Annotated in this window: 20 protein-coding genes; 8 read left to right on the top strand and 12 right to left on the bottom strand. The window is 70.6% G+C overall.

The genetic code is table 11. From position 1 onward, the window contains the following. Positions 1-188: 188 nt before the first annotated feature. Positions 189-347, top strand: a complete 159-nt coding sequence (locus KBO27_RS25880; RefSeq protein WP_210972478.1) for a hypothetical protein — start codon at positions 189-191, stop codon at positions 345-347. Positions 348-390: 43 nt separating this feature from the next. Here the strand turns inward: KBO27_RS25880 and KBO27_RS25875 are convergent, their stop codons facing one another. After that, positions 391-702, bottom strand: a complete 312-nt coding sequence (locus KBO27_RS25875) for a YciI family protein (protein ID WP_132678267.1) — start codon at positions 700-702, stop codon at positions 391-393. A 269-nt stretch (positions 703-971) separates the two neighbouring features. Here KBO27_RS25875 and KBO27_RS25870 point away from each other — a divergent pair, with 269 nt between their 5' ends. Next, positions 972-1,577: a Uma2 family endonuclease gene (locus tag KBO27_RS25870; RefSeq protein WP_210972477.1), complete on the top strand. Its 606-nt coding sequence runs from the start codon at positions 972-974 to the stop codon at positions 1,575-1,577. Here KBO27_RS25870 and KBO27_RS25865 read toward each other — a convergent pair. From KBO27_RS25865 to KBO27_RS25855, 3 genes are read right to left on the bottom strand one after another with little or no spacing between them, the layout of a single operon-like run. Next, positions 1,574-2,407 carry an NUDIX domain-containing protein gene (locus KBO27_RS25865; protein ID WP_307870616.1) on the bottom strand — a complete coding sequence of 278 codons (834 nt, stop codon included), beginning with the start codon at positions 2,405-2,407 and terminating at the stop codon, positions 1,574-1,576. The genes KBO27_RS25870 and KBO27_RS25865 overlap by 4 nt on opposite strands. Before the next feature lie 21 nt (positions 2,408-2,428). Next, positions 2,429-3,748, bottom strand: a complete 1,320-nt coding sequence (locus KBO27_RS25860) for a sensor histidine kinase (RefSeq protein ID WP_210972476.1) — start codon at positions 3,746-3,748, stop codon at positions 2,429-2,431. Further along, a complete protein-coding gene (locus tag KBO27_RS25855; protein WP_132678263.1) occupies positions 3,745-4,428 on the bottom strand; it encodes a response regulator transcription factor in 684 nt (227 codons plus the stop codon). The genes KBO27_RS25860 and KBO27_RS25855 overlap by 4 nt, the downstream gene beginning before the upstream one ends. 142 nt (positions 4,429-4,570) lie before the next feature. Between KBO27_RS25855 and KBO27_RS25850 the strand changes: the two genes are divergently transcribed. Continuing rightward, a complete protein-coding gene (locus KBO27_RS25850; RefSeq protein WP_132684525.1) occupies positions 4,571-4,864 on the top strand; it encodes a 4a-hydroxytetrahydrobiopterin dehydratase in 294 nt (97 codons plus the stop codon). Positions 4,865-4,949: 85 nt separating this feature from the next. On the opposite strand, the gene KBO27_RS33960 is transcribed toward KBO27_RS25850, so the two are convergent. From KBO27_RS33960 to KBO27_RS25840, 3 genes are all read right to left on the bottom strand, one after another. Further along, complete coding sequence (locus KBO27_RS33960; RefSeq protein ID WP_307870614.1) at positions 4,950-5,897, bottom strand: FAD-dependent oxidoreductase; 948 nt, start codon at positions 5,895-5,897, stop codon at positions 4,950-4,952. Positions 5,898-5,965: 68 nt separating this feature from the next. Beyond that, a complete protein-coding gene (locus KBO27_RS33955; RefSeq protein ID WP_246538052.1) occupies positions 5,966-6,163 on the bottom strand; it encodes a hypothetical protein in 198 nt (65 codons plus the stop codon). Positions 6,164-6,318: 155 nt separating this feature from the next. Continuing rightward, complete coding sequence (locus tag KBO27_RS25840; RefSeq protein WP_246538051.1) at positions 6,319-7,794, bottom strand: ATP-binding protein; 1,476 nt, start codon at positions 7,792-7,794, stop codon at positions 6,319-6,321. A 171-nt stretch (positions 7,795-7,965) separates the two neighbouring features. Here KBO27_RS25840 and KBO27_RS25835 point away from each other — a divergent pair, with 171 nt between their 5' ends. Then, complete coding sequence (locus tag KBO27_RS25835) at positions 7,966-10,470, top strand: EAL domain-containing protein (RefSeq protein ID WP_210972475.1); 2,505 nt, start codon at positions 7,966-7,968, stop codon at positions 10,468-10,470. Positions 10,471-10,750: 280 nt separating this feature from the next. After that, a complete protein-coding gene (locus tag KBO27_RS25830; protein ID WP_210972474.1) occupies positions 10,751-11,011 on the top strand; it encodes a GntR family transcriptional regulator in 261 nt (86 codons plus the stop codon). A gap of 14 nt (positions 11,012-11,025) precedes the next feature. Here KBO27_RS25830 and KBO27_RS25825 read toward each other — a convergent pair whose 3' ends face one another. Both KBO27_RS25825 and ychF read right to left on the bottom strand, forming a co-directional pair. Beyond that, positions 11,026-11,850 carry a hypothetical protein gene (locus tag KBO27_RS25825; protein WP_210972473.1) on the bottom strand — a complete coding sequence of 275 codons (825 nt, stop codon included), beginning with the start codon at positions 11,848-11,850 and terminating at the stop codon, positions 11,026-11,028. A gap of 175 nt (positions 11,851-12,025) precedes the next feature. Continuing rightward, complete coding sequence (gene ychF, locus KBO27_RS25820) at positions 12,026-13,105, bottom strand: redox-regulated ATPase YchF (RefSeq protein WP_210972472.1); 1,080 nt, start codon at positions 13,103-13,105, stop codon at positions 12,026-12,028. Positions 13,106-13,211: 106 nt separating this feature from the next. Here ychF and KBO27_RS25815 point away from each other — a divergent pair, with 106 nt between their 5' ends. Next, positions 13,212-14,693 carry a DNA-3-methyladenine glycosylase 2 gene (locus tag KBO27_RS25815; RefSeq protein WP_210972471.1) on the top strand — a complete coding sequence of 494 codons (1,482 nt, stop codon included), beginning with the start codon at positions 13,212-13,214 and terminating at the stop codon, positions 14,691-14,693. Continuing rightward, positions 14,687-15,190 (top strand): methylated-DNA--[protein]-cysteine S-methyltransferase, encoded by a 504-nt coding sequence (locus tag KBO27_RS25810; protein ID WP_210972607.1) that lies wholly within the window; start codon positions 14,687-14,689, stop codon positions 15,188-15,190. Before KBO27_RS25815 ends, KBO27_RS25810 begins: the two co-directional genes overlap by 7 nt. 203 nt (positions 15,191-15,393) lie before the next feature. Here the strand turns inward: KBO27_RS25810 and KBO27_RS25805 are convergent, their stop codons facing one another. Continuing rightward, the gene (locus tag KBO27_RS25805; protein WP_210972470.1) at positions 15,394-18,348 is read right to left on the bottom strand and encodes an AAA family ATPase; all 2,955 of its coding nucleotides are present in this window, start codon (positions 18,346-18,348) and stop codon (positions 15,394-15,396) included. After that, positions 18,345-19,529 carry an exonuclease SbcCD subunit D gene (locus KBO27_RS25800; protein WP_210972469.1) on the bottom strand — a complete coding sequence of 395 codons (1,185 nt, stop codon included), beginning with the start codon at positions 19,527-19,529 and terminating at the stop codon, positions 18,345-18,347. The genes KBO27_RS25805 and KBO27_RS25800 overlap by 4 nt, the downstream gene beginning before the upstream one ends. Positions 19,530-19,792: 263 nt before the next feature. On the opposite strand from KBO27_RS25800, the gene KBO27_RS25795 reads away from it, so the two are divergent. Continuing rightward, on the top strand, positions 19,793-20,728 hold the full coding sequence (locus KBO27_RS25795; protein ID WP_210972468.1) for a DNA recombination protein RmuC: 936 nt from the start codon (positions 19,793-19,795) through the stop codon (positions 20,726-20,728). Between the two features lie 7 nt (positions 20,729-20,735). Here KBO27_RS25795 and KBO27_RS25790 read toward each other — a convergent pair whose 3' ends face one another. Then, positions 20,736-21,659, bottom strand: a complete 924-nt coding sequence (locus tag KBO27_RS25790; protein ID WP_210972467.1) for an alpha/beta hydrolase — start codon at positions 21,657-21,659, stop codon at positions 20,736-20,738. Positions 21,660-22,053: the final 394 nt, after the last annotated feature.

The raw sequence follows: 22,053 nt of genomic DNA, 5'->3' as shown, positions 1-22,053 counted from the left end.
CACCCCGCGGGTTGCGGGGGCGCTACGTCGACACGCGGCCCCCTCCAGCGTAGTGCAAGCACATCCCGGACCGACGCGCACGTGCGCAGCGCAACAGCGAACAGCCGGCGAACATCAAGTTCGCCAGGTCGGGTTAGGTTCACCTACGCTCGGCCGCAACCCCGTCCCCAGCGCCGGAAAGAAGCACCGTGGGCAAAGGCACCATCAAGGTCAAGAAAAAATGTTGCCATTCGCAACCACCGTGCAAGAGCTGCCCCATCGTGGCTCTGCGCACACTGCTCAAGGATCAGAAAGCGGCCGAGGTCAAAAAGGCGCAGAAGAAGGCCAAGAAAAAGGACGCGAAGTGACCTGGCCGCGGCGCCGGCACCGCAGCCCGGGGCAGGTCGGCGGCTAGCGCTGCGCGACCGTGGTCAGCGGGTCCGCGTAGGCGGCCAGCTCCGGGATCGTGCGCAAGGCCTGGAACTCGACGACCTCGTAGCGGACCAGCTTGTGCAGGGCGAACGGGTCGGTCGCCAGGATGGCGTCCAGCCTGCCGCGGGACATCGCACGAGCGATGATCACCGCCCCGTTGCGCGGGTGCCGGTGACCTGCGGCGATGAAGTCGCCTGCGTCGTAATGCTGGGTGACCCATTCGTAGTGATCTACCAGTTGGGCATCGATATCCGATTCTGGCGCGGTGTATTGCAGCAGCACTACAAACATTCTTTCAATGTAACTCCCCCACCTGGCATTTGCCGATCAAATTCGCCCGTTGAATCCAACGAGAACAAGATCGAAAAACCGGAAATCGGACTCCCCGCCGCACACCCCGCGAAACCCCTCACTCACTCAGAGCAACCACTTTCACGGAGGTTGGACCCGGAACCGGGTGGATCCCCTGGCGCCCGCTGATCACCACCGTGCAACTTGGCCGCATGGGTACTGTTGTGATGCACAGCGACATCGAGCCCCGGGTCGAGAGGAGTGCCGCCGTGGCAGCACCGGCATTCGACCCGGAAGGTCCGTTCGACCCGCTCGTCGACCTCGACGGGCTGTGGACGCCTGAGCTCGCCGACAGGTACCTGCCGATCCCGGGGATGCCCCCGGCCAAGTACGAGTGCCTGGACGGAAAGCTGATCACGAGCCCGCGCGAGGGTACGGCCAACATGTTCGCCGTGTGGCAGCTCGGCAAGCGGTTGGAAACCGCCGCCGAGCAGGAGGGACACCACTTCTACCTGACGGTCAACGTGTTGCTCGACGTCCAGAAGTGGATCGAGCCCGATTTCGTGGCGCTCAGGCAGCCCGGGCACGGACGCACCTGGATCCCGCCGGACGAGGTGCTGCTCGCTGGAGAGTGCGTGTCGCCATCGAGCAAGAGCAACGACCGCGTCGACAAGCCCGAGAAGTGCGCCGAGGCAGGCATCCCCTACTTCATGCGCGTTGCAGTCAACTACCAGCTCCGCCGCGTCGAGATCGAACTGCTCCGCCTCGAAGACGGCAAGTACCGCACCCACGCGAGCTCCGCGCAGGCGGAGCCCTTCGAGACCGATCTGCCGTTCCCGCTGTCGTTCGACCCCGCTGAGCTGCTCGAACGCTAGGCGCTGAGCAGCTCGCGCAAGGTGTGCAGGAGGACTCGGTCGGTGTCGAGCCAGTCGAGGGCGGGCAGGTCCGCTGCGCTCACCCAGCGGACCTCGCGGTGCTCGACCGCTGCGGGCTGCTGGGCGGGGTCGGTGAGCTCCGCGGTGTGGATGCGCAGCAGCATGCCGTTGTCCAGCGGGACGTCGGTGCCGAGGCGGCCTGTGGGGCGGACCGCGACGTCGAGCTCTTCGCGGCACTCGCGGACCACGGCCTCGGACTCGTCCTCGCCGGGTTCGACGCGGCCGCCCGGCAGCTCCCACTGGCCGGCGTGCGAGGCCGGGTAGCTGCGCTGCTGAGCGAGCAGCCGTCCCTCGTGCACGATCGCGGTGCCCACGACGATCTTCCGCGCCGCCCAGGACTCGGCGAGCTCGCGGACGGCGCGGATGCGGGCGGCCAGCACGTCGAGCACCAACCGGCGGCCCACGGCGACGTCGCCGAGCCTGCCCAGCGGGCCGAGCGGGCTCGTCCACCGCACCGAGTCGGTGAGCAGCGTGCGCGGGCCGACCTGCGCCAGGACCGTCTCGTGCCGCAGCTGCGCGAGCGGCCCGGCGACCAGCACCGAGCTCAGCCCGTCGGCGTCGGCCCGCACGATGCGCGTGGTCAAGGTGAACGCGGAGAGCCGGAACGCGAGTTCATCACCGGGCACCAGCAGCGAATCGGGGCTGGTCAGCGACCGGCCGCGAATGCCGAGGGAGGCCAACCCGGTCTCGGCCGTCGGGGTGTGCCGCAGCGCGGCCCCCACGGTGGCCAGTGGTGCCTCGATCAGACCGGTACTCCGCAGAACCGCCACGTTCACGAATCTTGCCCGACGTCAGCGCGCGGCCGGCCAGCGGACCTCGATGCGCGCACCGCCCGAGGGCGCCTCGCCGGCGCGCACCGACCCGCCGCGCCTGTTCACGGCCTCGGCCGCCAGCGCCAGCCCGAGCCCGGCGCCGCCGGTGCTGCGGGCCCGGTCGGGTTCGACCCGGTAGAACCGGTCGAACACGCGCGGCCGGTGCTCGGCCGGGATGCCGGGGCCGTCGTCGTCGACCAGCAGCCGCACGCCCATCCCCGGCTCGGCCTGCACCGACACCCGCACCAGCGTCCGGCTGTAGCGCCGGGCGTTGCCGATGATGTTCTCCAGCACCGTCGAGACCTCGGCGGGCGCGGCCAGCACGAGCACCGGGTCCTCGGGCACGTCCAGTTCGACGTCACCGCCGAGCCGTTCGGCGGCCGCGCGCACGGCCGCCGCCAGGTCCACCGGCCGGGTCGGTTCGACCTCGCGCTCCGCGCGGGCGAGCGCGAGCAGGCTCTCCACCAGGGTGGACAGCCGCTGCGCTTCGAGAGCGATGTCCTGCAGCGTCTCGTGGGCGATCTCCGGGTCGGGGTGCATGACCGCGACCTCGGCCTGGGCGCGGATGGAGGCGACGGGGTTGCGCAGCTCGTGGGCCGCGTCGCCGGTGAACCGGCGCAGCCGTTCGGTGTCGGCGTCGCGGCGGGCGAGCATCGCGTTGAGCTCCTCGGCCAGTGCCCGGATCTCGTCGGCGGCCTCGGGCACCGGCAGCCGCTCGCCCTCGGGCAGTCCGGCGGCGGCGCTGCGGATGCGGTCGACCGGCCGCAGCGACCGGTGCACGACCAGCCAGGTCGCGAAGCCGACCAGGGCCGCTGCCAGCACCGATCCGAAGCTGAGCAGCTTCCCGGTGCGTCCGGCGGTGTCGGCGAAGCCGACCAGGCGGGCTTCGGCGGCCACCAGCAGGTGCCGGCCGCCGGGGTCGGTGACCGGGACGCCTCGCCAGCGGTGCAGCTCGGCGGGCGCCTCGAAGTCGAGCACGCCGCTGCCCGCGCTCAGCTCGGCGATCTGCCACTCGCTCAGGTTCGCGCTGGGCAGGCCGTCGACCGGCTCCCCGTTCTCGCCGAGCACGCGCACGTCGGGTCGGCCGACGACGGGCGAGCCCGCGGCGACGTGGCTCGCGGTGCCGCCCGCAATGCGCTTGAGGTCGGCGTCGACGGAGTCGATCAGCAGCCAGCTGACGATCCCGGTCCCGGCGTGCGCGACCACTCCGAGACCGATCAACGCGACGGCGGTGGCCACGACGCTGGTGCGGAACTGGATGGTGCGGCGCTGCCACCAGCCGCGCAGTCTCCTGATCATGCTTGCGCGCACACGCGGTAGCCCTGCCCGCGCACGGTCTGCACCAGCTCCCCGGCCCCCACGGCGGTGAGCTTGCGGCGCAGGTAGCCGACGTAGACCTCGACGACGTTGCGGGTGACGAACTGCTCCTCGCCCCACACCATGCGCAGCAGGTCGTCCTTGGGCACCACCGACTCGGGGTGGCTGGCAAGCGCGACGAGCAGCCCGAACTCGCGCGGCGAGAGCGTGACGGGCTGGCCGTCCCAGTGCACCTCGCGGTTGCTGCGGTCGATCTCCAGCGCCCCGACCCGCAGGCACGCCTGCTGGCCGGCGTTGTCGCGCCGCCGCAGCAGCGCCCGCACCTGAGCCACGAGCACCAGGAAGGAGAAGGGCTTGACCAGGTAGCCGTCGGCTCCGAGGTCGAGCCCGTCGGCCTGGTCGACCTCGCCGCTCTTGGCCGAGATCAGCAGCACCGGCGTGGTCACGTCCTGCTCGCGCATCCGCTCCAGCACCCGGTAACCGGACATGCCGGGCAGCATGACGTCGAGCAGCACGACGTCGAAGGCGCCGGTCATGGCCAGGCGCAGCGCTTCGGGGCCGTCGGCGGCGACGCTGACCTCCATGCCTTCAGCGGACAGCCCGCGGCGCAGCGCGGTCCGCACTCCCGGCTCGTCGTCGACCACCAGAACCCGAGGCAACATGGTCACCAGCATGCCGACCGCGACCCGCCGGGAGCATCCGGTCTCAGGGCCTTCTCACAGTGATCGACCGGATTCTCAGCTCGATCTCAGACTGGGCACGTCGCAGGCGGTCGATTCGCTCTCACTCGGGCACCATGAGGGCATGACCGAACTCCTCACCGACGCGCAGATCGCCGAGGCCCTGGAACACCTGCCGGAGTGGCACCGGGATGGCGACAACATCGTCCGCGTGGTCGAATTTCCCGGGTTTCCGCAGGGCATCCAGGCCGTCATGCGCATCGCCGAGATCGCCGAGAACGAGAACCACCACCCCGACATCGACATCCGCTTCAACAAGGTGACGTTCTCCCTGTCGACGCACTTCAAGGGCGGCATCACCAGCAACGACACGTCCCTGGCGCAGGAGATCGACAGCGTCGTGGAGCAGTTCGGCTAGCGGTGTGAAGATGCGGCGGAGCCGCGTTCTCTTTTCACGACCTACCCGGTCGGCACCGCCGAGCAAGGCAACCGCGAAACAGCTCCTAGCCCTCGACGAGGTCGGCTACTTCGAAGGCGCATCCCCAGGACAGCCCGACGCCGCAGCCGGCGTGGCCGTAGTCGTGGATGATGCGGGCGCCTTCGAAGTGCTCGACGTCGACCCGCACCGAGTCGCGGCCCGGCCGCAGCCCGACGGTCTCCTCCAGGACCTCGGCGTCGGCGAGTCGCGGTTCGAGCTGGGCGACGCGGCGACGGATCCGCGCGCTGATCTCGGCTCGCGGTGTCCGCCGCCAGTCGTGGTCGACGGAGACGCCGCCGAGCACCACGCGATCGCCGTGCGGCATCCAGGACGTGAACTCGCCGCCTTCGCTGAGCTCGATGAAGTACTCGTCGATGCCGGGGTTGCGCACCACGACGTGCTGGCCGAGCACCGGGTGCACGCCGGGGTCGCCGACGAGTTCGTGCGCCCCGACGCCGGTGCAGTTGACGACGGTGTCCGATTCGGCGACGGCGTCGGCCAGCGACGACACGGACGCCAGCAGGATCTCGCCACCGGCCGCCTGGAACCGGGCCAGGAGGTAGTCGAGGTAGCGGGGCATGTCGATCAGCGGGACGGTTCCCCGGTATCCCCAGACGAAGCCCTCGGGCAGCTCCTGCTCACCGCATCGGTGCAGGTCGGGGATCAGCTTGGTCTCGGGCGGGACGACGTCGCCGAGGTCGATGCGCGCCGCCATGCGGCCGGCGGCCAGGTGCACGCCGGAGTCCTCGTCGCGCGCCAGCGCGGTGAACTCGGCGTGCGAGAGGGTGGCCCAGTACAGGACTCGTTCCGGTGGTTTGAGCCGCGCTGGGCCCCACATCGCCCCGGCGACCGCCGAGGTCGTCTCGCGGGGCCGCTCAGCGGTGCGGATCCGCACGTGCCGACCCGCTTCGGCCAGCACGACCCCGCAGGTCAGGCCGTGCACGCCCGCGCCGATCACGAGTACCGGACTCACCCGTCCGACGCTAGCAGTCCCGTGGTCGGACGGAACCCCGAAAGGTCCCGGGTTCACCCGGCCGCCGGTCAGCCCTCGTAGTCGCGGAGGTGGTCGGCCAGTTCGGTCAGCACGTCGGCCAACTTGTGTCGTTCGCTCCGGGAGACCTCGCCCCTGGGCAGCCGGAAGGCCACCTGGTCGAGCTCCCACTGGGCAACCCTGAGCACCACGGCGAAGTTCGCCGAACGGCACATGGGCCTGCCGATCCTCCGGTTCTCCTCGATCATCACCGCTCCCCGGCCCGACTGTCGTTCGCACCACGATGGTGCAGGTCAGCAGGGGTGTTTCGGCAGCGTTGAAGAACGTCTCCGAGCTGAGTAGATGTACGCCGAGCCCTCCCCCAATTCCGCCCAACCCACACGGAGCAGAGCGGACAGAGCACCTACAGCGGCCAGGCGTTGAGCAGATCGGCCGGCCCGTAAACGGCATCAACACCTGAGCAGTCCGCCCCGCTGCGCGTGACGGCCACGACGGGAACAGGTTCGTCGGTGAGCGCTGCGCGGTGGCGGTGGAGGGCGACCAGGTCGTGCTGGTCGAAGGGGGACTGCTCCAGCCACTTGATGGAACCGACGAAGCGCAGCTCCTTGGCGATGGGAGCTCGGTCCGCCCCGACGATGTCGATCTCGACGTTGTTGCTGCGGGTCCAGTACCCGCCCACGGCAGGCGCTTCCGGCAGCTTGTCGTCGGGCAGCGTCCGAGCGAGCGCCTCGCGGATGACGGGCTCGATCGCCCGTCCACGCCAACTGGTCCAGTTCTCCCGGATCCGGGCCAGGGTCAGATCGCCCCGCCCCCGCTCGATCTCTTCGATGAACGGGCCGACGAGGTGCAGCCAGAACCGCAGGTAGGAGTCCGTCACCCGGTACCGCCGCTCCTTCGACGGACGCGTCGACAGGGGCAGTTCGGCCGCGACCGCCCGCTTTTCGAGGAGCGTTTCCAGGGATCGCTGCAGCGACGTCCCTCCGATCCCTCCGGCCGCTCGTGCGATGTTGGTGAAGGTCCGCTCCCCGCTGCCGATCGCCGACAGGACGCTGCGCGGCTGCGCGTTCGGCGGGAATTCCGCAGCCAGCGACCGTTCCGCCGACACCAGCAGCGGCGATACGGGGTCGTTCAGCGCCTCGTCGAGGAAGTCCCACAGGCCTGCGCCGCGCGGCCAGTCAGCGCAGATCAGCGGGAGTCCTCCGGTGACCAGCGCGGCGTCGAACGCTTCCGCCGACTCCAGGTCCAGCATGCGGCCGACTTCTGCGGGGTTCAGCGGACCCAGCACCATCTCCCGTCCGCGCTGGTGGAAGGGACGGCCGTAGCTGTTCAGCGCCTCCATCATCGACAGGTCGGAGCCGATGAGGATCAGCAGCACGGGTTTGGCCTCCAAGGCTCGGTCCCAGGCCCGCTGCAGCATCCCTTCGAAAGCTCCATCGGCGTCCATGAGGTACGGCACCTCGTCGATGACCACGACGCTCGGCTGGTCCGAGGGCAGCGCGGCCGCGAGCACGTCGAAGGCGGCGTCCCAGTTGCGAGGCTGCGCGGCCGACATCAGGTGCGCCAGCGGGAGGTTCGACGCCTGAGCATCCCGGGCGAGCCGGATCAGATCGGCCTCGGGAGACGCGCCGGTTGCCGCGTAGAACAGGAACGGCACCCCGGAACGCTCCGCGAAGCGCTCGACCAGGCGCGATTTGCCCACGCGGCGCCGCCCGCGCAACATCACGCACCTGCCTGGCCGCTCCCCACCGACCCCTGAAGCGATCTTCTGAAGCTCGCACTCCAACGTCGCCAGCTCGTCCCGCCGACCGACGAAGTCCACCATGCGCGCCGCCTCCAGGATTACTACCACCAAACTTACTACCGTCAATGATAGTAACATCAGCGGTAGTATCACCTCCGGCTCCGCGCTCGGCCGGGTCGGGCGGGGACCGAGTGCCTGGCCGGGTGTTCGACAGGTCTTCCGGCGCCTCGCCGCCACCATCCCCACGACGGCGTGACCTGGGGGTTCGCCTGGGCAGTGCGGTGCGCGCCGGTCTCGCATACTCGTGGGATGGCTCCAGGACGGCGAGGACGGTTTTCCCTGCTGGGACGCCTCTACGCGCTCGTCGGGGCCTTGCTGGTGGTGACCGTGGTGATCACCGGCGGCATGTTCGCCCTGCGGCAGCGGGTCGAGGACTCGACGGAGAAGCTGATCACCAATGTCGTGCCCGCGCAGAACGGCACCGCCAACCTGGTCACGACCTACGCCCAGCAGGAGAATCGCCTGCAGGCGTTCCTGCTGACCGACGACCCCGCCTACCTCCAGGCCTACGCGGCCGACCAGGCCAACGCCGCCCAGTTCCACCGGACCGTGGGGCGTCGACTCGCCGACGACCCCGAGGTGCAGGACCTGCTGAACCAGATCAACGTCGCCGCGCAGGAGTGGCGGCAGGACTCCGTCGAGCCGCTGATCGCGCGCAGCCGCAGTCCGGGCCCGCTGAACCTCTCGCCATCCGAGAAGCAGTCCGAACAGCAGCACGTGGCAGCGTTGCGCGGCAAGCTGAGGGAGCTGCGCGCCCGGGTCGACTCGCTCGAAGCGGCGGAAGAGGCCCGGGCCGCCGCGGCGCGCACGGCCGCGAACTGGCTCACGCTGGCGCTCGCCCTGGTCGGCCTCATCTCCTGGGCAACGGCGATCCTGCTGCTCCGCAACTCCCTCACCCGCCCGCTGCGCACACTCGTGTCGCAGGTCAACCAGGTGTCGGAGGGCGACCTCGACCGCCCCGTCCACGAGTCCGGGCCGCCCGAGTTGGCCGCGGTCGCGCGTGCGGTGGAGGCGATGCGGGCGCGCATCGTGAGCGAAACCCGCCACATCGCGCGGATGCAGCAGGAGCTGACTCGCCACGAGAAGGCCGAGCGGCACCGGGCGGAGCAGGACTTCGCGACGGTGGTCGACACGCTCGACGAAGGCGTCGTCGTGCTCGGCTCCGCAGGCAGCATCGAGTCGGCCAACCCGGCTGCTCAACGCATTCTCGGCGCGCGCGAATCCGAGATCGTCGGTTCCGCGCCGGCCTCCTGGGACCTGTTCGACGAATCCGGGGAAGCGCTGCGACTGGAGGACCGCGCACCCCTGTTGAACTCCCAGGTGATCCGCCTCGAACGAACGGACGGGCGCACCGTCTGGCTGGCGGTCACCTCTCGCCTGTTGAACACCGCGACGGGAACGCCGTCCAAGGTCGTCATGTCGTTCACCGACATCACCGAGAGGCGCGCGGCCCAGAACCGCTTGGAGCACGAGGCCACGCACGACCCGCTGACCGGCCTGGCCAACCGCACGCTGGTGCTCCGGCACCTGGAGCAGTCGCTCCACGAGGAGCAGCCGATGGCCGTGCTATTCCTCGACCTCGACAACTTCAAGCTCATCAACGATTCCCTCGGGCACGGCGTCGGTGACGCCGTCCTGAGCCACGCCGGGCGGCGGCTGGTGCGCGCGGCACCTTCGAACGGCCTGGTCGGCCGGCTGGGCGGGGACGAGTTCGTGGTCCTCGTCAACGGCGAGAGCGATCACCACGCACTCACCGAGCGCTGCACGCGCCTGCTCGACGCCCTGACCGAGCCGATCCGCATGGAGGGCAGGGAGCTCCACATCAACGGCAGCATCGGGGTGGTCATGGTGCGGCCCGGTGACGACCGGTCCGGGCAGGACCTCCTGCGCGATGCCGATGTGGCGATGTACCGGGCCAAGACGCGCGGCGGAGGGTGCCACGCGTTCTTCGACGTGGAGCTCCGCAAGCGCGTGCAGCGGCACATGGATCTGGAGCAGGACCTCCGCCACGCCGTGGGACGGGACCAGCTCTGGGTGGCCTACCAGCCCGTCGCCGACCTGCGCACCGATCGCACGGTGGCCGTGGAGGGATTGCTGCGGTGGCGCCACCCGGACCACGGACCGATCTCGCCCGCCGAGTTCATCCCGGTGGCCGAGGAGACCAACCTGATCAACTCCATCGGCGCGCACATGCTGCGCTCGGCGACCCACCAACTCGCCGTCGAGCGGGAGCGGCATCACCTCGACCTGACGCTCAACGCGAACCTCTCGCCGCGCCAGCTCGACGATCCCGGCCTGCCCGGTCTCGTGGAGAGCGCCCTCGCGGATTCGGGCCTGCCCGCCCGCGCCCTGTGCCTGGAGATCACCGAGGAAGCGATCATGCAGGACCCGGCTGCGGCAGCGCGCGTGCTGGAGACCTTGCGGGAGCTGGGCGTGTCACTGGCGATCGACGACTTCGGCACCGGCTACTCGTCCCTGGCCCAGATCCGACGGCTCCCGCTGGACAGCCTCAAGATCGACCGCTCGTTCATCACCGACCTGAGCGAATCGGATGAGCTCCGGGTCATCGTCACCAGCATCGTCACCATGGCCCACGCGATCGGACTCGACGTCGTGGCCGAAGGCGTCGAAACGGCCCACCAGCTCGACCTCCTCCGCACCATCGGCTGCGACCACGTCCAGGGCTACTACCTGAGCAGGCCCGTCCCCCTCGACGAACTGCTGACCTCCCCGCTCCGACTTCCCACGGGTTGACGCCGACTCCACCAAGCCGCGAGGACGTGCGGGTGAGCGATCTCGACGTGGCAGGTCATGGCGTCGAGCCCCATCGTGTCGAGGTCGACGAGAACACGTCCGCACCGCAGGCCACCGACCGGGCACGTCCACCACTCGCGGTCGTCGAGAACCGTGAGCTCCAGGTCGATCATGAACCCGCCCACCGCGATAGCTGCCATCACCGAATACTAGATAGCAGTAGATAGCTACGGCTAGTATCGGCGCGGCCTAGTTAGCTCTATAGGATTAACGTCGCGGTATGAGTTGGGAGAGCCGCGCTGATCGTGTCGACCACGAGTCGCCCGAGTACGTCTGGCAGCAGATCGCCGACGACCTCCGCGCCGACATCGAGTCCGGTGAGCTGTCGGCCGGGTCCAGGCTCCCCAGCGGCCCAGAACTCGGCGAGATCTACGGCGTCGCCCGCCTGACCGCGATCAAAGCCGTGAACGCGCTCCGGGACGAAGGGCTGCTCAAGGTCCTCTCCGGGAAAGGAACGTTCGTCGCCCCGAAAAAGTCGTAGGCGATGAACTCGGCTCAGTCGCCGGTGTAGTTCTCCGGGCCGATCTCGGTGACGGCCGCATCGGCCGCCGCATCGGTGGCGGTCTCCGCGCTGGGAGACGAGCTCAGGTTCACGTACAGCGCGACCGCGTGGACCACGTACCGGTGGTCGTAGCTGACGTAGCTCTCGGTCCGCGCCCGCTCGTAGCCGTCGCAGGCGTCGCTCCCGCGCCCCTCGTTCGGGCACCAGATGCCGAAGTCCCACGAGCCACCGGCGACGATCCGCTCCTTGGCCGCCTTCGCCGTCGAGGTGTCGTCGAAGCGGATGACCTGGACCGACACGAGCACGTCGGCGTCCTCCGAGACGTCGCCGGACTTCAGGTAGTTCCCGGTGACGGTCAGGTCGCAGTCGTAGCCGCTCAGCACTCGCCGGACGTTGTCGGACATGTGGGAGGCGTCGGTGCAGCCGTGCACCCCCGACGCGACGCGGGCGTAACCGACACCGCGATCGTCCTCGAAGTCGTCGGGCAGCAGCGCAGCGGTCGTGAACGGGGTTTCGTCGGTGGACTCGTCGTCCGGCGATGCGGTCTTCGTCGGCTCGGCCGTGTAGGTGCGCGTCGGCCTGTAGGTGCTGCTCGGCTCGTCGTCCTCGCTGGTCACCGAGGCTCTCGACGGCTCAGCGGATGAGGAGGCGCTACCGCCCAGAGCGTTGTCGAGCGCGTTGCCCAGCTGCCCGATGTTGGAGAACCCCAGGAAGCCGAGGAGGGCCACCACCGAACCGACGGCACCGATGATCGCGACCCATCTGGGCGTGTCCGACCCTGTCGACCTCGACCGCTCGCCGTCATCGCCCTCCGGCAACGCCCCGCACCCCCGCCCAGCCAAAACCGATGGCACACCGCCGTTCTCGGCAGGAGGCTAGAGCAACTCACGGACAAAAACAGGCGTTTCCCCCAAGATCAGCCACTCGGACGCCCAAACACCGCAGGCCCGGACCGATCTGAGCCGGTCCGGGCCTGCGGTGGAGTGCGTCTGATCAGACGTTGAAGCGGAACTCGACGACGTCTCCGTCGACCATGGTGTAGTCCTTGCCCTCCATGCGGACCTTGCCCGCGGACTTGGCGTCGGCCATGGAGCCCGCGGCGATGAGGTCGTCGTAGGAGACGACCTCGGCCTTGATGAAGCCGCGCTCGAAGTCGGTGTGGATGACGCCTGCGGCCTGCGGGGCGGTCGCGCCCTGCGGGATCGTCCAGGCGCGGGCCTCCTTGGGGCCTGCCGTGAGGTAGGTCTGCAGGCCGAGCGTGTGGAAGCCGGCGCGGGCCAGGGCGTTGAGGCCCGGCTCGTCCTGGCCGATGGACTCCAGCAGCTCCCGCTGCGACTCCTCGTCGAGCTCCATGAGCTCGGCCTCGACCTTGGCGTCCAGGAACACCGCGTCGGCCGGGGCGACCAGCTCGCGCAGCTCCTTCTGCTTGGCCTCGTCGGCCAGCACGCCCTCGTCCGCGTTGAACACGTACAGGAACGGCTTGGTGGTCAGCAGGTTGAGTTCCCCCAGGTCGGGGTCGTCCTTGCCGATGCCCGCGGCGAACAGCGTCTTGCCGTCCTCCAGGATCGTCTGCGCCTTCTTGACGGCCTCCAGCGCGGGACGCTTGTCCTTGTTCGTCCGCGCTTCCTTCTCCATCCGCGGCAGCGCCTTCTCCAGCGTCTGCATGTCGGCGATGATCAGCTCGGTGTTGATCGTCTCGATGTCGCTGGACGGGTCGACGCGGCCGTCTACGTGGACCACATCGGGGTCGTCGAAGACGCGGATGACCTGGCAGATCGCGTCGGCCTCGCGGATGTTGGCGAGGAACTTGTTGCCCAGTCCCTGCCCCTCCGAGGCGCCCTTGACCAGGCCCGCGATGTCGACGAACGACACGGTGGCGGGCACCGTCTTGGCGGAGCCGAACACCTCGGCCAGCTTGTCCAGCCGGGCGTCCGGCAACGGCACCACGCCGACGTTGGGCTCGATGGTGGCGAACGGGTAGTTCGCCGCGAGCGCGTCGTTGCTGGTCAGCGCGTTGAACATGGTGGACTTGCCGACGTTGGGCAGACCGACGATTCCGAGGGTGAGACTCACGCCTTGGGAGTTTAGGCGTTCCGCTCCCGGACCATCGGGCCCGGTCGTCCCCGTCGTGTCCGATTCCCGCTAGTAACCGCTCCCCCGCGCTGGGAACATCGAGGTCGTGCTGGTGGGAACAGAGGATGCGTTCAGGGCCGTGGCCGCGCGTGACGCGCGGTTCGACGGCAGCTTCATCCACGCCGTGCGGTCGACCGGGATCTACTGCCGACCGTCCTGCCCGGCTCGCACGCCCAAGCGCAGCAACAGCGAGTTCTACCCGACCGCTGCCGCCGCGCAGGCCGCCGGGTACCGGGCGTGCCGCCGCTGCCTGCCCGACGCGGTCCCCGGATCCCCCGAGTGGGATCTGCGGGCCGACCTCGCCGGGCGCGCGATGCGGCTGATCAGCGACGGAGTCGTCGACCGCTGCGGGGTGCAGGGGTTGGCCGACAAGCTCGGCTACTCCGAGCGGCACCTGACCAGGGTGCTCACCTCGGAGCTCGGCGCGGGCCCGCTGGGGCTGGCGCGGGCGAACCGGGCGCACTCGGCGCGGGTGCTGATCGAGACGACCGACATCTCCTTCAGCGACGTCGCGTTCGCGGCCGGCTTCGCGAGCCTGCGGCAGTTCAACGACACGATGCGCGAGATCTTCGGCCGGACGCCCACCGAACTGCGCGGGCAGAAGCGCGGCGCGCCCAGCGGGGCTGGGACCGTGCAGCTGCGGCTGCCGTTCCGCACGCCGTGCGACATCGCCGGTGTGCTGCGGTTCCTGGCCCGCCGGGCGCTGAGCGGGATGGAGGAGTCCGGGGACGGCTGCTACGCGCGGTCCCTGCGACTCCCCCACGGCACCGGCATCGCGAAGCTGCGCGCCGCAGACAAGCACGTCGCCTGCGCGCTGCGGCTGTCCGACCTGCGGGACCTGGGCAGCGCGGTGGCCAGGCTGCGCCGGCTGCTGGACCTCGACGCCGATCCCGTCGCGATCGGCGAGGTGCTCGGCTCCGACCCGCTGCTGCGGGACTCCGTCGAGCGCTCCCCCGGGGTCCGCGTGCCCGGGGCGGTGGACGGGCTGGAGATCGTGGTGCGGGCGGTGATCGGCCAGCAGATCTCGGTCGCCGCCGCGCGCTCGACCACCGAGCGGCTCGTCACCGAGCTCGGCGACGAGCTGCCGCACCCCGAAGGCGGGGTGACCAGGCTGTTCCCCACCGCCGAGGTGCTCGCCGAGCACGCGGCCGCAGCACTGCCGGGGCCCCGGCGACGTGCGGAAACCGTGCGGGACGTGGCGGCCGCCGTCGCCGAGGGGCGGCTCGCGCTGCACCCCGGGCGCGACGAGGCGGAGCTGCGCGAGGACCTGGAGCGCATCCGGGGCGTGGGCCCGTGGACGTCGAGCTACGTGGTGATGCGGGTGCTCGGGGCCCCCGATGTGCTTCTTTCCGGTGATCTCGCGTTGAGGCGGGGCGCGGGGCTGCTAGGAATCCCCGGAGAACCCGCCGAACTGTCCGCGCACGCCAGGCGTTGGAGCCCGTGGCGCTCCTACGCCGGTGTGCTGCTGTGGGAGGCGGCGATCCCCGCACCACAGCAGGAACCCTTCGAACTCTGGGAGAAATCGTGATCAAGTGGTCCACTGTGGAAACTCCGGCGGGACCGTTCTGCGCGGTGGTCGACACCGACGGCGTCGTGCTCGCCTCCGGCTGGACGGCCTGGACCGATGACCTGCTGCCGCAGGTCGCGCCGTCGCTGATGTTCGAGGAGCTGGTGCAGGTCGACGACCTCGGCCCCGTGACCAAGGCGATCACCGCCTACCACGAGGGTGATCTGGAGGCCATCGACGACATCCCGGTCAGCCAGCACTCCGGGCCCTACCTGCAGCACGCGTGGAAGGTGCTGCGCACCGTCACCCCCGGAAAGCTGTTCAGCTACTCCGAATTCGCCGGTCTCACCGGGAAACCCCGCGCGGTCCGGGCCGCGGCGACGGCCTGCTCGCGCAACGCCGCGGCGCTGTTCGTGCCCTGCCACCGCATCGTCCGCAGCGACGGATCGGTGGGCGAGTTCCGCTGGGGCTCCGACCGCAAGAAGTGGCTCCTCGAACACGAGCGCCGCAACGCCTAGGAGTTGTCCTCCTCATCGGGTCATCCTGCTCAGCGGTGCGGGTGGGGGAACCCGAGCGGCTCCGTGGACTCCGCGCGCCACTCCTCATGCATGCCACTACACATCGTCGCGGCGTGCTCGCCACGAAGCCGCTGGAGAACCCCCGGCGGTGCGAGCTGCTCAGATGGTGAAAGAGAAAGTGGCTCCGCCACTTCGACGCAGACCTAGGACGTCGACAGCTCCAGGCTTGAGCCTTGGCGGGACTTGCGGACCCTGAGGCGGACGGCGATGCGCTGGCGCATCTCCTCGACGTGGGAGACCAGGCCGACGACCCGGCCGCCTGCGCGGAGTTCGTCGAGGGTGTCCATGACCAGGTCCAACGTGTCCGCGTCGAGCGTGCCGAAACCCTCGTCGATGAACAGCGTGTCCAGCAGCGCGCCACCGGTCTCGGCGGCGACGACGTCGGCCAGGCCGAGCGCCAGCGACAGCGACGCCAGGAACGACTCACCGCCGGAGAGGGTCTTGGCCGGGCGGACCTTGCCCGAGTAGTCGTCGAGGACGTCCAGGCCGAGGCCGCCGCGCGTGCCGCGAGCACCGGCCGCGTCGGAGTGCACGAACGAGTAGCGGCCGTCGCTCATCCGCTGCAGGCGGCGGGTCGCGGCGACCGCGACCTCCTCCAGCCGGGCCGCCAGGACGTAGGCGCGCAGCGACATCTTGCGCGCGTTCTGGCCGCGCCCGTTGACCACGTCGGCCAGGGCTTCCAGCTCGGCGTGCTCGGCCATCGCCGGACCCAGCTGCGCCCACGCCGAGCGGAGCCGTCCGCCGAGGTCGACGAGCTCGGCGTGCCGCTGCTCGGAGCGGTGGGCCAGCGCCGCCGCGCGCTCGGCGGCCTCGCGGGCCACCGTCGCCGCCTCCGACGCCCGCTCCAGGCCGACCTCGGTGTCCGGGTCCACGCCGAACAGCTCGGCGCTGGCCAGCGCGTCCCGCGCGCCCGCGGCGCGGCGGTCGACCTCGGCCAGCGACTCGTCCAGCTCGGCGAGGCGCTGGTCGTCCCGCTCGGCGGCCAGGGCTTCGTCGACGTTCGCGAAATCCGCTGCGGTGGCGGCTTCGGCGAGCGCGGTGCGCGCTTCGGCGAGCCGCTGCTCGGCGTCGTCGCGGGCCGCGCGGGCGGCGATCAGCTTCTCCAGCCTGTCGGCGATTTCGAGCAGGTGCGTGCGGCGGTCGGCGATGCTGTCGAAATCGCCTCGCCCGTCCCGCAACCGGGCCTCGCGCTCCTCGATCGCCTTGGTGAGCGTGGTGTTCTCGCTGCGCGAGGCGGCAATCCTGGTGCGCAGCGCGGAGATCTGCTCGCCGAGCTCGTCGGTGGCCGATTCCAGCTTGGCCAGTTCGGTCTCGCGCCGGGCGAGGTCTGCGGCGGTCTCGCTCAGCTCCTTCTGCTCGGCGCGCAGCTGCTCCAGCTCGTCGGCCAGCTCGGGCTCGGTGTGCTCACCGAGGCGTTCGCGCAGGTGGGCGACCTGCTGTTCGGCCTGCTGGGCGGCGGTCGTGGCGCGCTCGCGCTCGGTCTGGGCTCGCTGCTCGGCGACCTGGGCTGCCTCTTCGTCCTCGGCGCGCACCTGGTCGTCGACCGGGAGCTTCGGATCGGGGTGCTCGGCCGAGCCGCAGACCGGGCACGGTTCGCCGTCGGCGAGCCGGGTGGCGAGTTCGGCGGCCATGCCCGCCAGGCGACGGGAACGCAGGTCCTGCAACCGGTCGCGGGCCAGCTGGTGGGCGTCGACGGCCTGCTGCGCGCGGGTCTTCGCCGATTCCAGTTCCCGCTGGGCGGCGGGGATCTCGCGCGCGGTGGTCAGCAGGGCGGCGACCTCGGTGCCCCGGGTGCGCACGGTTTCCAGGCGCACTTCGGCGTGCTTGGCCTCGTCGACGCGCGTGCGGGCCTCGGTGATGCGGTCCGGCAAGCCGTCGCGCTGGGCGACGAGCTCGGACTCGCGCTTCTCGTCCGCCGCGATCGCGGTGGCCAGGTCTGCGAGCTTGCGCTGGTCGGATTCCTGTTGCTGCGCTTCGGGAATCAGCTGCGCCAGGGCACCGGCCCGCTCGCGCTCGGCGCCCGCGCGGCTGCGCAGCTCGTCGAGCGGCGTCGCGGCGTCGACCTCGCAGCGGGCGGCCCAGGTGGTGACCTCGGCGTGCGCGCGGTCGCGCTCCTGCTCGGCGCGGTCGGCGGCACGGCGCGCGGAGATCACCGGGACGGCGCGGCCGGCGGCGGCGCGCTCGGTCCGCCAGGCGTCGTGCTCGGCCTGCTTGGCGTCGATCTCGGCGAGCGTGGCGTTGGCCTGGCGGACGCGGCGGACCTTCTCCGCGAGCTCGCGGCGCTCGGTCAGCGCCGCTTCGGCCTGGTCGCGCTCGCGGCGCAGCCGGGTGTGCTCGGCGCCGGTGCTCTCCAGGTCGCGCAGGGCCTGCTTCTCGATGTCCTCCAGCCAGTTCTCGTCGCCCACCTCGGAGGTCTGCGGAGCCCCGGAGACCTGGGAGATGCGGGCGTTGAGCTCGCGGACCTGCTGCGACTGCGCTTCGACCTCGCGGCGGCGCTCGCGGCGGCGGTCGATGAACCAGTTCTCGACCTGGCCGAACCGCTCGGTGCCGAACAGCCGCTCCAGCAGCTTCTCGCGCTCACCGGTGTCGGCGCGCAGGAACTTCGCGAACTCGCCCTGCGGCAGCATCACGACCTGGAAGAACTGCTCGACGCTCATGCCCAGCAGCCGCTGCACCGTGCGGCCGACCTCGTCGATGCGGGTCAGGCCCTCCGGAGGCTGCGCGTCCGGCGTCCCGCCGATCCAGATCAGGGACGCCTTCGCCTGCTGGGTGGTGTAGCCCTCGCCTCGCTTCTTCGGGCGCTGGTACTCCGGGCTGCGTTCCAGCCGCAAGCGTTGGCCCTGGATCGTCAGCTCCAGCACGACGCTGGTGTTGACCTCGTCGTCGGCGGTGTCGCAGCGCAGCCGCTTGGCGTCGTTGCGCGCGCCCGGAACGGCGCCGTAGAGGGCGAAGGCGATGGCGTCGAGCAGCGTGGTCTTGCCCGCGCCGGTGTCGCCGTGCAGCAGGAACAACCCGTCGGCGCCGAGCTGGTCGAAGTCCACGACCTGGTGATCGCGGTACGGGCCGAAGGCGGTGACTTCCAGGCTGTGCAGCCTCATTCGGCCCCCTCGGCGGTGGTGACCGCGTGCAGCGCCTGGTCGAGCAGCGCGCGCTCGGAATCGTTGGGTTCGGCTCCCCGGCAGTCCTCGACGAACCGGGCGGCCAGCGAGTTGTCGTCGCGGCCCCGGACGATCTCGGCGTAGCGCAGCGGCGCGGTGGCCTTGCCGGCCGCCGGTCGCCATTCCAGGTGCACCGCGTGCGGGAAGCGTTCCTGCAGGCGGCGCATGGCCTCCAGCGGGCGGACCTCGTCGGTCAGCGTCGCCGAGACGTAGCAGTCCTCGACCTCGGCGTGCTCGGGATCGGCCAGCAGGTCGTCGAGCTCGCCCTCGACGGTGGCCAACCGGCGCGGGACCGGCAGCTCGCGGCGGCGCACCTCGGTGAGCCCGTCGGCGCCGAGGTCGACCAGCCACACCGACTTGTGGTGCCTGGCCTCGGAGAACGAGTAGGCCAGCGGGCTGCCTGAGTAGCGCACGTGCTCGTCGAGGGTCTGCGGACCGTGCAGGTGGCCGAGCGCGACGTAGTCGACGCCGTCGAACACCGAGCCCGGCACCTGCTCGACACCGCCGACGGCGATGGTGCGCTCGGACTCGCTGCCCTCGCCACCGGTGACGAAGGCGTGCGCCAGCACCACCGACCGAGTCCCTTGTGGACGGTCAGCGAGGTCGGCGCGGATGCGGTTCATCGCCTCGGTGAGAACCGCGGTGTGGCCGCGGCTTTCGATCGCGTCGCTCGCTCCCGGCGCGTCGGCGCTGGCCTTGAGCGCGTGCTTGGCGGGGTCGGGTTCGAGGTACGGGATGCCGTAGAAGGCGACCGGGCCGTGCTCGTCGTCGATCAGCACCGGCTCGTGCAGCCGGTCGATGCGGGTGCGCAGGTGCAGGCCGCCCGCGGCGGCGAACTCGGCGAAAGCGCCCACCCGGGGCGCGGAGTCGTGGTTGCCGGAGGTGATCACCAGCTGCGCGCCGGTCTCACGGAGGCGCGAGAGCACGCGCACGCAGGTCTGCACGGCCTCGCCGGAGGGCACCGCGCGGTCGTAGAGATCACCGGCGACCACCACGACGTCGACCTGCTCCTCGGTCACCAGCTCGGCCAGTCCGCCGAGCACGGCTTCTTGATCTCCGAGCAGGTCACGGCCGTGGAACGTCCGGCCCACGTGCCAGTCCGAGGTGTGCAGTACCCGCATGGCACCCAAGCTAGCGGCGCCCCGATCAACGCCGCTCGACCCCCCAGGCCACGTCGGCGTGTCGCACCGCAGCGTGATCCGATGTTCACCAGACGCGATCAAATCCCACCCGCCAGGATGGCCAAATTCGAATTTCGCGCGAAATTCGAGCCCGAACTGTGGCACTCGAATTTCGCGCGAAATTCGAACGGCCTGCGCGCCTCGGGTGATCTTGTCGGAGGCGTCTTGGATGATGCGGGGTACATCTCGCGGATGGAGGTCGTGTGGGGACTGGGGTTCTGGTCGGGTTCGTCGTCGTGCTGATCCTGCTGGTCGCGGCGGCGTTGTTGCTGATCTGGCGGCTCTACAGCGACAGCGCGCGCCGCGCCGACGAGGCGATGCGGATGGTCGAGGCCGAGCGGGCCCGCAGCACCGCGCAGCAGGCGGCGCTGCGCCGCTACGAGGTCGCGTTCGCCTCCATCACGGGACGCGGTGAGCTGGGCGAGCAGGTGCTGGTGGAGACCGCGCGGTCGCTGGGGCTGCGGGAGGGCATCCACTTCACGCTGCAGACCGACCTGGCGGGCGGCGGCGCGGCACGCCCGGACATGGTGCTCGAAGTCGGCGGCGGCCGGCAGGTGCCGGTGGACTCCAAGACCAGCCTCGCGGTGTGGGCCGAGGCGATGGAGACCGACAACGCCGAGGAGCGCGCCGACGCCCTGCGGGTGCACGTGCGCAACATCCGCTCGCGGGCGACCGAGCTGGCGAGCAAGGGCTACCAGCGCTGGGCGGACGCGATCTACGGCTCGATCATGTTCGTGCCCTCCGACGCCGCCGTCGTCGCGGCGCTGGACACCGACCCGCAGCTGCTGTCGTGGCTGCTGGGCAAGCGGGTTTTCCTGTGCGGCCCCACCGGTTTCGCGGTGCTGGCCTCGGCGGCGATGTTCGCCTCGACCGAACGCACCCTCGCCGAGGACATCGAGCAGGTCCGCAGCCAGGCGGTCCGCTCGCAGCGCGCGGCCTCCAACGCGGTGGACGCGGTCAACCTCTCCAGCACCCACCTGCAGCGCTTCGTCTCGGCTCGGAGGCGGGAGCTCGACGCCCTGGAGACGTTCCGCAACTCGGTCCAGCCGCTCGCCGAGACCGCCGGCTCGGGCGACATCGCGGAGATCCGCCGGGAGGACGACGCGTCCCTCAACGGAGCCGACGTCACCCAGAACTGAACAACGGCTACACGTGCGTGCGCACGAACGCGTCGAGTGTGTCGACGATGAGCGTGGTCTGCGGTCCCTTGCCGAAGCCGTGGTCGAGCCCCTGGTAGGGGTGCATCTCGGCGAGGACGCCCCGGCTGCGCAGCGCCGCGGCGAAGTCGAGGCTCTGGTCCAGCGGGACCAGCGAGTCGGCGGTGCCCTGCTGGATCAGGAACGGCGGCTCGTCGCCGGAGATGTTGCGCCCCGGGCTCGCCGCGTCAGCGACGTCGGGGCAGTCGACCGGCATGCAGCCGAGCAACCCGGTGATCGCGCGGCGCGCGTAGTCCTGCAGCTGCGGGTGCTCGTGCTGCGCCTCGGCGCTGAGGTCGCTGGGGCCGAACCAGTCGACGACCGCCCGGATTCCGGTGAGGCCACCGCCCGGCTTGGCCGGGTCCCCGGCGACCGCCCCGAGCTGCGAGACCAGGTGTCCCCCGGCCGAGGCTCCCCACAGGCCGACCCGGTTCCGGTCGAGCCCCCAGCGCGAGGAGTTCTCCTGCAACCAGCGCACCGCATCGGCGACGTCGACGAACTGCGCGGGTGACTGCGCGACCCCGGTCAGCCGGTAGTCCACCGTGGCCACGGCGTAGCCGCGCTCCAGAAGTCGTTGCGCCGCCCGGGATTCCGGAGCGGACGGATCGGCGTCGAGGGTGCGGACGCCCGCGTCCCAACCGCCGCCGTGCACGTAGACGACCAGCGGTGTCGCGACGGCCGCGCGCGGCGGCAGGTACAGGTCCAGGCGCAGCGCCCCGGTGTCGCGCTGGGCGTAGACCTGGTGCCGGAACACCTGGTGCGCACCCAGATCCCGAACCGGCTCGACGGGCGCAACACCGGCCTCGGACCGCGAGCAACCGGCAGTCACCAGCGCGACCAGCGCCAACCCGGCCGCGAGAACACGCCGTGCCACCGCGACCTCCCACGATCTCGCACCTCGTCACCCGGACGAGTGAGCTTAACAAGATCGCAGGCCCCACACCCCCAACCCCGAAAACCACCGCATTCAGACCCCCGATTACGGCCGTATTCGGGAACCTGATTACGGCGGTATTCAGGGCACAACCCGGACTACGGCCGCAATCCGGCACCCGATTACGGCGGTATTCAGGGCACAACCCGGACTACGGCCGCAATCCGGCACCCGATTACGGCAGTAATCCGGGTCCTGATCACTGGGGGGGTCTTTCGCAGGAACGGTGTTTCCAGCGTGTTGATCAGTAGGTTTCGGCGTCCGGCCAGCGGTCACCGAAGGTGATGGCGAAGGCGTCGAGGACTGGCTTCCAACGTATCGTCCATCGGGTGCG

The organism is Saccharopolyspora endophytica, from assembly GCF_018070075.1.
Taxonomy (GTDB): domain Bacteria; phylum Actinomycetota; class Actinomycetes; order Mycobacteriales; family Pseudonocardiaceae; genus Saccharopolyspora; species Saccharopolyspora endophytica.
Note: the sequence above shows the minus strand (reverse complement) of the source record. Positions and strands in the feature narration are given on the sequence as shown.

Bases quoted from the DNA above. Each gene is read 5' to 3' on its own strand.
- KBO27_RS25875 (WP_132678267.1), bottom strand. From the start codon at position 702: ATGTTTGTAGTGCTGCTGCAATACACCGCGCCAGAATCGGATATCGAT.
- KBO27_RS25860 (WP_210972476.1), bottom strand. From the start codon at position 3,748: ATGATCAGGAGACTGCGCGGCTGGTGGCAGCGCCGCACCATCCAGTTC.
- KBO27_RS25855 (WP_132678263.1), bottom strand. From the start codon at position 4,428: ATGTTGCCTCGGGTTCTGGTGGTCGACGACGAGCCGGGAGTGCGGACC.
- KBO27_RS25850 (WP_132684525.1), top strand. From the start codon at position 4,571: ATGACCGAACTCCTCACCGACGCGCAGATCGCCGAGGCCCTGGAACAC.
- KBO27_RS33955 (WP_246538052.1), bottom strand. From the start codon at position 6,163: ATGATCGAGGAGAACCGGAGGATCGGCAGGCCCATGTGCCGTTCGGCG.
- KBO27_RS25840 (WP_246538051.1), bottom strand. From the start codon at position 7,794: ATGTTACTATCATTGACGGTAGTAAGTTTGGTGGTAGTAATCCTGGAG.
- KBO27_RS25835 (WP_210972475.1), top strand. From the start codon at position 7,966: ATGGCTCCAGGACGGCGAGGACGGTTTTCCCTGCTGGGACGCCTCTAC.
- KBO27_RS25830 (WP_210972474.1), top strand. From the start codon at position 10,751: ATGAGTTGGGAGAGCCGCGCTGATCGTGTCGACCACGAGTCGCCCGAG.
- KBO27_RS25805 (WP_210972470.1), bottom strand. From the start codon at position 18,348: ATGAGGCTGCACAGCCTGGAAGTCACCGCCTTCGGCCCGTACCGCGAT.
- KBO27_RS25800 (WP_210972469.1), bottom strand. From the start codon at position 19,529: ATGCGGGTACTGCACACCTCGGACTGGCACGTGGGCCGGACGTTCCAC.